This is a genomic window from Persicitalea sp. (assembly GCF_041751555.1).
Classification (GTDB): Bacteria; Bacteroidota; Bacteroidia; order Cytophagales; family Spirosomataceae; genus Persicitalea.
Window position 1 is genome coordinate 1 of sequence record NZ_JBGSXF010000394.1, and the last position, 2165, is coordinate 2165.

Below are 2165 nucleotides of genomic sequence, written 5' to 3' on the forward strand. Positions count from 1 at the left end.
TGGGCCGCAGGACGATATGTTTTTCCAAAAACGAGCAAATTCACGACAATGTCATTGGCATGTACATCAACAAGCACTATTTCAAAACTGGACAGTATGGCGACTCCGTAGCTGCCTGATCAACCCTTTATAGACATTACCGTCGTTTCTTTAAAAAGTGCAACAAGATTACTGGCACAATAACAAGAAAATTATTGTAGGCAAGAAGTCTTTCAGTTGCTGGCGCATTGATTGGAGTGATCGCGTGATGTGGTACTCAACCGTTCGCTCGGGTATGCCGAGGGTCTGGGAGATTTCGCGCGTGGAACGGAATTCGAGTCGGCTCAATCGAAAAATCCGCCCGGTTTTTTCGGGAAGGTCACGGAGTACTTTGTCAAAAATCTGGATGATTTCCTAGAAGTCAGATTCCTCTTCTGGAGAGGGCGCATCCTCTATACTTTTCGCCAATTCGTATTCTCGATAGCGCTCGGCTAGTGTTTGGGTTCGGTAGTGGTCGATGATCCGATATTTGAGGGCGTTGGTCAGGTACCCCCCCAGATTGTCGATTTCTTGCGTAGTACGTTTTTCCCAAATACTCATAAACACATCCTGTACCAGCCCCTCGGCCTCGTCGTCGCGGTGGATTTTGCGGCGGGCGTTTTCGTAAAGTGGTTCCCAGTATCGGCGGTAAATTTCCTGAAAAGCCAGTTCATCCTCCACCCTGAGTAGTTTGACGAGAAGCAGATCGCTGAGCAGATGGTATTCCATAGTCGGTAGTCTTGGTCATTAAAAGACACCGATGCCTGCGGAATACTAATGGGCTGTCGGGTATTCTCTTTTCGATTCGGCTATTTGGCCGAGTGAAAACAGGTTTTATACTGTTTTGCAAATCGTGGGTTCGCGGCTAGGCATCCCCGTTTCAAACGCAAGCCAACGTTTCTCAGCGTTTTGCTGTCTTAACCACCTTTTTTAAGTGCTGAGAAATAGCCTTATCAAACCCCTTGATTGTGGAAGCATATTTTGAGTCTTTGGCCAAATTTTTCATCTCATCAGGATCGGAATCGATGCGGTATAATTCCCGGGAATTCACCCGTTCCAGCTTTTCGTCTTCGTAAGTGACGATGTAGCGGTATGGGCCGGACACTACCGTCAGATTGGGCTTGGCCCCGCCGTAGGTTCCCAAGCCCTCGTACACAAAATAATCGCGGATGCTTTTCTTTTTCCCTAATAAAACATTCTTCAAACTCTTGCCATGAAGGTTGGCTGGAATTTTTGCTCCGGCTAGTTTGAGAATCGTCGGCATCAAGTCGATGTTGAGGGCCAAACCGCTTTCTTCCGAAGGAGAAATGCCCGGCCCGATAATGGCCAGCGGCACGTGGGTACTTGGCAGGTAGGGAAGCACTTTGCTGGTAAAGCCGTGGTCGCCGAGCATCCAGCCGTTGTCGCTCATGAAAATGATATACGTATGGTCGGCAATGCCCAAGTCGTCTATCTTTTTCAAAATGTCGCCCACGAAAGTGTCCATTTCGCTTACTACGGAATAGTAATCCTTGGTGTGGGCCTGGATTTTGTCTTTGTCAGGATAGCCGTATTCCTTGGCCTGAGTGCGGTTTCGGACGGTCTTTAAGTACCCGGGCTTGTCACTCAAGTCGTCGTTTCGATTGGTCGCCACGGGCATATTGGACTCTCGGTACCCGGCCCGGATGGAATCGGGGGCGGGCCATTCCAGTTGCCCGTTCATGTGCGGAAGTTGGGGGTTGTGGAAAAGGAAAAAGGGCTCGTTTTTAGCGGCCGCAAGTTCCAGAAAATCAATGGATCGCCGGGCGCAGTAGAGGTCACAATGCTCCTCGGGCTTCATTGCTTTACCATTGTCTTCGATCTTTCGCCCGTAGTAGGTGCCGTTGCTGTAAAAGGTAGTGAAGAAGTCGAAGCCCAATTCCTTTGGCGATTGATCGACGTGCCACTTGCCCGACACGCCCGTATAGTAGCCCGCCCCTTTAAGGTAGTTGGCGATGGTTTTTTCGCCCGGATTCAGCTTGCTGTCCAGTTCCAGCACGCCATTGGCGCTGCCGTAGCGGCCCGTCAGGATGGCGGCGCGGCTGGGGCTGCATAACGAAAAAACGACATGGGCGTTGGTGAAGTTTTTGCCCCGCTTGACCAGGCGGTCGAGATTGGGCGTCAGGATG

General features: G+C 50.4%; 4 protein-coding genes. 1 reads left to right on the forward strand and 3 read right to left on the reverse strand.

Features of this window, described 5'->3' with window-relative positions:
- Nucleotides 1–14 precede the first annotated feature (14 nt).
- A complete protein-coding gene (locus ACEW8P_RS13930) occupies nt 15–119 on the forward strand; it encodes a hypothetical protein (protein WP_373513687.1) in 105 nt (34 codons plus the stop codon).
- 49 nt (nt 120–168) lie between these two features.
- Here the strand turns inward: ACEW8P_RS13930 and ACEW8P_RS13935 are convergent, their stop codons facing one another.
- The 3 genes from ACEW8P_RS13935 to ACEW8P_RS13945 form a co-directional block, all read right to left on the reverse strand.
- On the reverse strand, nt 169–390 hold the full coding sequence (locus tag ACEW8P_RS13935; RefSeq protein WP_373513688.1) for a sigma factor-like helix-turn-helix DNA-binding protein: 222 nt from the start codon (nt 388–390) through the stop codon (nt 169–171).
- A gap of 3 nt (nt 391–393) precedes the next feature.
- Nucleotides 394–747 (reverse strand): RNA polymerase sigma factor, encoded by a 354-nt coding sequence (locus ACEW8P_RS13940; RefSeq protein ID WP_373513685.1) that lies wholly within the window; start codon nt 745–747, stop codon nt 394–396.
- A 172-nt stretch (nt 748–919) separates the two neighbouring features.
- A partial coding sequence (locus tag ACEW8P_RS13945; RefSeq protein WP_373513686.1) for a sulfatase-like hydrolase/transferase occupies nt 920–2165 on the reverse strand: 1246 nt, incomplete at its 5' end.